The following is a 6,059-nucleotide window of genomic DNA, read 5'->3' as shown; positions in this document are numbered from 1 at the left end:
ATTTGCGCGGCGGCCTCGCTGAAGGACGGTCTCGACAATGTCGGACCAAGGCCTGATCGGCCTGCCGCGCTATCTCACATTTTATACATCAGCCAGTCTCTTTTTATCTTACAAGGCCGTTAGGATATTCTTCGGTCCGGTACCCAGGGCTACGCCCACTCCGCAAAGCCTACGTGGGCTGCACCCTGGGGTAAATTATCTCGCGCCTTCAGCGCTCTCCAAATCACGCCGCCCCAGAGAGATCGGCGTCAACTGGATATTGCGCGTTCGAGACGCCATTGCGCCGTTTCAGACGGCCCCTACCGCCTCCGCATCGCTTCGTACCGGTAGAGCGCCACGAGCGTCTTCGCGTCTAAGAGTTCGTTCCGGGCCAGAATGCCCTCAATCTCGGCCCAGTCCTTCGTATGCATCGTCATGATCTCGCCGTGCTCGCGGGAGTGCTGCACCTGAGTCTGCAGGTGCGCGACGAACATGAAGACGCGCTGGTTAGAGAAGCCCGGCGACGTGACGATAGAGCCTAGAGACTCAAGCTTGCCGACGGTCCAGCCGATCTCCTCGGCCACTTCGCGGGCGGCGCATGCGTCCGGCGCTTCGCCCTGCTCCAGGAGGCCGGCGGGTATATCCCAGAGCCAGTCAGAGATCGCGAACCGGTACTGGCGGATAAGGATGATCCGGCCGTCCGGCAACACCGGGACGGCAGTCGCCGATCCGGGGTGCTCCACTTGGTCCAGCCTGATCTCCTTGCCGGCGATGTTGACCGTGTTTTCGACCAGCGAGATCACTTTGCCTTTGTAGATCATGCGCCTGCTGCCGTACATGTAATCCCTCAGGAATAAATAGATACGTTATGTTGGAGGCAGCTATCGTAGGGGCGTTCTATGAACGCCCTGGTTGCCAAGGATTACGGTAGGCATCAACGGTATTCCACTCCAACGAGGGGGTTCATAGAACGCCCCTACGTCCCGTTGATTGCGTAGTCGAAGATCTCGTAGCTTCGGACTCCTGCTGCCGCGCGCTGCCTGTAGGCGGCGCTAAGGGGCGAAGACAGGATAACCGGCACGCGCCGCTCCGCCAGGCCGCCATGCGAGCGCAGCCGGTGCCCCTTCAGTCCCGAAAGGTCATGTTTCGCCTGCGAGGATCCTATCGCCGCGTTCGCGTTCGATATCACGACAACGTCCCCTTCCCTGTCCGCTGGCTGTTCGAACGTGCGGCACGCGGTCTTTTTGTCGTAGACGGCCTCAACGCCCGGCAGAGATCGCGCGAACGCCTGGACGTCCCGCGGGCGGACTCCCACACCGCAATAGACGCGGCTAAAGCCGCCCAGCGCGCCATGGTGCACAACGTAAGGGTCGGTGATCGGCAGGATTACCCGGGTGCGGCCCGGCCCGAATTCGGCGTCCAACGCGTCCTGCAGGTACAGCACGTTCGGGGAGCCTTCAGGCTTCGACTTATCGCTCATCCCGTGATCCGCAGTGATCGCCACCACCGCGCCGAGCCCCGCCAGCCGGCCGAAGGCGTGGTCCAGCTTAGCGAAAAAGTCGTCGGCTTCCGGCGTCCCCGGCGCGTACTTGTGCTGGATATAGTCCGTGAGCGACAGGTACATGATCTCCGGCCTGTGTTTCTCGAGGATTTTCACGCCAGCTTCAAGGACAAAGTGGGATAGATCGGCGGAGTACACGTCCGCAAGCGGCAGACCAACGAACCGGAGCACGTCATCGATCCCGTTTTCCGCCTTCGTCGCCCTGTCCGCCTTCTCGGCCGAGAAATTGATGCAGCCGTTCCCAAAGTCCAGCCCCTTGCCCAGCATCTGGCGGAGCTTGTCCTTCGCGGTGATCGACACCACCTTCGCTCCGGACTGGGAGAAGCGGGAAAGGATGGTCTCAGCGCGCAGGAAAGACGGGTCGTTCATCATGACCTCTGCGCCGGTGGCAGGGTCGAGGAAGTAATTCCCGGAGATGCCGTGCACAGATGGGGGGCGACCTGTCACTATGGACATGTTGTTGGGGTTGGTCAGGCTAGGCATGGCGCCTTCTGCCACGACGGAGAAACCTTTGGCAGCGAACGCCGCGATATTCGGCAGGAAGCCCCGCTTCAAGCCGTGCTGGATATAAGAGGGATCTCCGCCGTCGATGCACACGACCATGACCGGCCTGGTCGGCATCCGATAGGTAACGCCGTTAAGCTCAACGGCAGATTTCGCCATTGCCTACCACCTCCACTTCCAGCCGCCCTTGATGATGTCCGCGACCCGCTTCGAAAGGATGGCGTTGCCTTCGTCCTTGAAGTGGACTCCGTCGTACATCTGTATCCGGTTCGGGTTGTTGTCCGTGACAAGCTGGTAGAGGTCGTTTATCTCCACGTCCATCTTCTCGGCGAGAGCGCGGGCGGCGGTGTTGTACTGCTGGAGATCGACGTTGTAGCGCTCGAAGTCGCCCACCTCCTCGTGCGCGCCGTTGTGCTTCGCCTCGTGCACCGGCGTAGTGGTGGCCCAGACCAGGCGCGCCTTCGTCTCGGACTTGACTCGCCGAAAGATGGTCTCCAGGTTGTATAGGTACGTGTCCAGCGGCACGTTGATGTACCCACCGTCGTACCACCGGCGGATATCGTGCAGGCCGGCGTTGATGTGCGCAACGTCCGGCTGCCTGTTGATCACCCACGCGTCCAGGTGGGCCAGCACGTTGGAGCTTGTGCCGCCGTTCTCCGCCGGCCCCCACACCTCCCCGAAGTGCTCCAGCGCCTTCGCAACGAATGGCTGGTAGCCCATACGAATCGAATCGCCTATAAGAACAACCTTGACCACAAGATGCTCCTGCCTTGGCTTTCCTCTGCACGTACGGGAAGGTCCCCGTGCCTGCCCGGCTGTTCGGCTCCATGACCTCGCCCTTAGATCCGGTCCCAACCCCGGGGCAACCACGGGGGATTGCCCCTATGTTCAGAGCCCCCAGCCCTCAGCCCCAACACCCTCTCTGTCGCCCAAAGCGGCGACATCTCCCCCGTCAAGGGGGAGAAATGGAGGGAGCTATCCGAACGGCACTGGCACCCGGTCCCCGTGCCAGGGGAATGCGTATGATGGCCTGTTGGCGAACCGTTGCAGCCCGGCGTCCACGTGAATCGAGGTCATCGGCGGGAGAGTGACGGCGAAGTCCTTGCCGTCCACGCGCGTGGCAGTCAGACCGGCGTCGCCCTCCTTCCGGAATGTGACCTCTGTGAACTGGTGCTCGCCGAACGCGCCTGCGTGGACGATGAGGTTGCGCGTCTCGGTAGCGCTGGTGTTGACAAGCTGGATGCCCACCAACCGCGGCTCCAGCCTGTCCACGAGCGCCCCCACATCCGCCGGCAGGCCCGGGCGGTTGTTATCGATGTCGAAGTACCGGACCGTCGCCCGCAGCAGGCCGCCGCAGTAGACGTTCTGCGGGGAACCCATTGTGGTGTTCACGAGGCCCTTTGTGATAATCGGGTCGCCAGGGCTGGCGTTCTCAACGATCTGCTGCTCCGGGTCGCGCTTCTCCTCCACGATCTTGCGGAAGGCCTCCACCGCTATCTGGTAATCCTGGCTGAGGGTCTGTTCCGGCCACCCGGGGTTGCGGCCCTGGTAGTACTGGAAGCGAGCAGCCTCGGCCTCACCCTCGTTCTTCTCGTGCCGCCTGGGGATGGCGTTCCAGTCGCGGACCACGTCCCCCGCGCGGAGCCATTCAATCATCGAGCGGTCTTCGGCGGACTGCGACGCGTGGTAGAGGTGGGCGATGTCTTGCAGGCGGAACGGGCGCGGCTTGCCGGCCGTGTCGTGCGTCCAGCCGTCCCTGCTGGCTCGCGTCGGGACCATTAGCTGGCCGTCCGCCCTCTTGTAGGAGTGGCTGAAAAGCATCTTGAGCTGCGACCGCAGCAGGTCCAGGTACCCGTAGTCGCCAGTGAGCATTAGAGCGCATTCCGATGCGACGGTAGCGCCGTGGAAGATTACGTTCATGCCCATGTAGTAGTTCCAGCCGTACAGGCCGCCGAACCACACCCCTTCGCGGTGCTCGCCGATGATGCCGTGCGGTCCCACGTTGTCCGGGATGATGCCGTTGTTCTTGCGGATGCGGTCCATCCACACTTCAACGTACTCGAGCACCCACCTCCTGTACTTCTCGTCGCCGGTGTACAGGTACGCGTTCGTCATGAGGGCGGTCGCGGCGAGGCTGTTGGCAACATCGCCGTCCAGGACGACGCGGTTGAATATCTCGAGTATCTGGTTTCGTCGCTTTTCCGTTTCGAACCAGTTGACCTCCAGGTCTTTGACTACGGGGTACAGCGAGGATCGGAGACCTGTGGGCACCGGCGACTCAGGATACCATCCGATTTTCCAGCGGCGTCCACCGCCCTGGAGCCACGCCTTGGCGAACTCCACTGTGGCGTTCCTGTACGGCCCGACGCTAGTGATGATGGGCGACCTGAAGACCCTGTATTTCGGGTCCCAGTTATCGGCCTTCGGGTCTTCGCCCATGAACATCGCGGCGAACCGCCTGGCCCTGCGCACGTTCTCGGAGATCGTTGGGTCGGCCAGCCCGAAGGCGTAGAATGCCTGGTTACCCTCGCCCATGTGGTGCCAGTCTGCCCCGCCGGGCGTGGCCAGGTTGTAGTACTCATTGTGTATCTGCTGGTTGTACTGGCGCAGGTCGCCGTGCCAGTACTCTGAGTGGCGCTTGCGGCTCACGATGGAGTCGTCGTTCCAGCGGGCTACGGCGTTCCACTTCTCCAGCGCCAGGTCCAGGACGTGCTCGCCGCCGCCGATGGCGTAGAACGTCCCCCAGTTATGGAACATCTCGAACTGGTCGTCAACGTCGTCGGCGAAGTAGGCGTTGCTGCCGCGCTCAGAGTACTTCCGCATCATTGCGGGCGCGGCCTCATTGATCAGGTCGATCAGCTGGCGCTGCATCAGCGCCCACGCCGGTGACGCAGAGATTTTGGTGGCCTTTATGGAAGGCAGCCCTGCAACGGCCGCCCGGGCTGGATTGAGTTGAGTCATAGGTTACCTCGCTGGATAATGTGAGCGTCATGCGCTAGCCCCTCCTCTCCCTTGAGGCACCCCGATTCATCGGGGTGCCTCAAGGGAGAGGAGGGAAGCAGCCCCTCGGACCGTCCCCGGCTTTGTCTCCCCCTTGATGGGGGAGATGTCGTCCGCCGCGGCGGACGCGACAGAGAGGGTGATTGGGTGGGGCGGCAGGGCGCATTCCCTCTTCTCCCTTTGAAGGAGAAGGTGGCCGAAGGCCGGATGAGGGTGGGTCGTCGAGCGCCAGTAACAACCCCACCAGGAATTTCCCCAAACCTCACGCAGACTACGCCCGCTCCGTGCACCTGTCAATCTGCGGGCGTGCGCGCTCTTGTGTGGCTGCTGATGGACTCCTTGTACGCCGCTTCCCCCATCGTCTCTTTCTTGTTCTTAAGGCGGCGGTCCACGGGAACAATTTTCTGCGAGCGGTCCTGGATGGGCAGTTTCACTGGCGCGTGGCCACGGCGGTGAGACTCCCGGAACGCGATCGCTATCTCCAGCGCCTTGCGCATATCCTCGCCGCTGCAGCGGGGCTCGATATCCTGGTCCATCGCGTCGATCATCGACTGGATGCTGTGCGCCTGACGCGTGGACATGCTCTGCCAACCGTCTGCGTCCAGGTCCGGCCCCCAGTGCTTCGCGTCAGGGAATAGACCCGGGACCTCGACAAGGTCCGAATACAGCCTGCTCTTCTCATCCCCCCTGTACTTGAAAAGACGGAAGCTTTCGAAGTCGGCGTAGAAGACGCCCTTCTCTCCGATGACCTCTATGCCGTTTTTCGATGCCCGCTTGTTGTGAATGAACGCGTCCAGTCCCGTTTTGAAGCGAATATGGCCGCCCATATTCTGGTCGCCGTCGCTCCACGGGTCGCCCCCGCACCATCCGCTTAGCCAGTCTATTTCAGCATCGTTGGCAAACATTCTCAGGACGCTGATGCCCTGGCACCCACCGCCGGATATCTGCGGCGATCCCTGGTAAAGGTTGATCGAGGTGACTTCGCCGATCCCACCGGCGTCAATCAACTTCCTGG

5 protein-coding genes are annotated in these 6,059 nt (G+C 62.1%); all 5 read right to left on the bottom strand.

Annotation, left to right across the window (positions count from 1 at the left end):
• Window positions 1-299: 299 nt before the first annotated feature.
• The 5 genes from FJ319_06375 to FJ319_06355 all read right to left on the bottom strand — a co-directional run bounded on the left by FJ319_06375 (window position 300) and on the right by FJ319_06355 (window position 6,051).
• Window positions 300-818: an NUDIX hydrolase gene (locus FJ319_06375; GenBank protein ID MBM3933914.1), complete on the bottom strand. Its 519-nt coding sequence runs from the start codon at window positions 816-818 to the stop codon at window positions 300-302.
• A 137-nt stretch (window positions 819-955) separates the two neighbouring features.
• On the bottom strand, window positions 956-2,203 hold the full coding sequence (phnA, locus tag FJ319_06370; protein MBM3933913.1) for a phosphonoacetate hydrolase: 1,248 nt from the start codon (window positions 2,201-2,203) through the stop codon (window positions 956-958).
• A gap of 3 nt (window positions 2,204-2,206) precedes the next feature.
• Window positions 2,207-2,800: a hypothetical protein gene (locus FJ319_06365; GenBank protein ID MBM3933912.1), complete on the bottom strand. Its 594-nt coding sequence runs from the start codon at window positions 2,798-2,800 to the stop codon at window positions 2,207-2,209.
• A gap of 219 nt (window positions 2,801-3,019) precedes the next feature.
• Window positions 3,020-5,005, bottom strand: coding sequence for a hypothetical protein (locus FJ319_06360; protein ID MBM3933911.1), 1,986 nt, complete (start codon window positions 5,003-5,005; stop codon window positions 3,020-3,022).
• Between the two features lie 332 nt (window positions 5,006-5,337).
• Complete coding sequence (locus FJ319_06355) at window positions 5,338-6,051, bottom strand: hypothetical protein (protein ID MBM3933910.1); 714 nt, start codon at window positions 6,049-6,051, stop codon at window positions 5,338-5,340.
• Window positions 6,052-6,059 lie beyond the last annotated feature (8 nt).

Source organism: SAR202 cluster bacterium, assembly GCA_016872355.1.
In the GTDB taxonomy this organism is placed as follows: Bacteria; Chloroflexota; Dehalococcoidia; order Lucifugimonadales; family VGZY01; genus VGZY01.
The sequence above is the reverse complement of the archived record's forward strand: the minus strand, read 5'-3'. Positions and strand labels throughout refer to the sequence as shown.

Excerpts from the sequence above, each read along its gene's own strand:
- FJ319_06375 (MBM3933914.1), bottom strand. The coding sequence starts at position 818 with ATGTACGGCAGCAGGCGCATGATCTACAAAGGCAAAGTGATCTCGCTG.
- phnA (MBM3933913.1), bottom strand. The coding sequence starts at position 2,203 with ATGGCGAAATCTGCCGTTGAGCTTAACGGCGTTACCTATCGGATGCCG.
- FJ319_06360 (MBM3933911.1), bottom strand. The coding sequence starts at position 5,005 with ATGACTCAACTCAATCCAGCCCGGGCGGCCGTTGCAGGGCTGCCTTCC.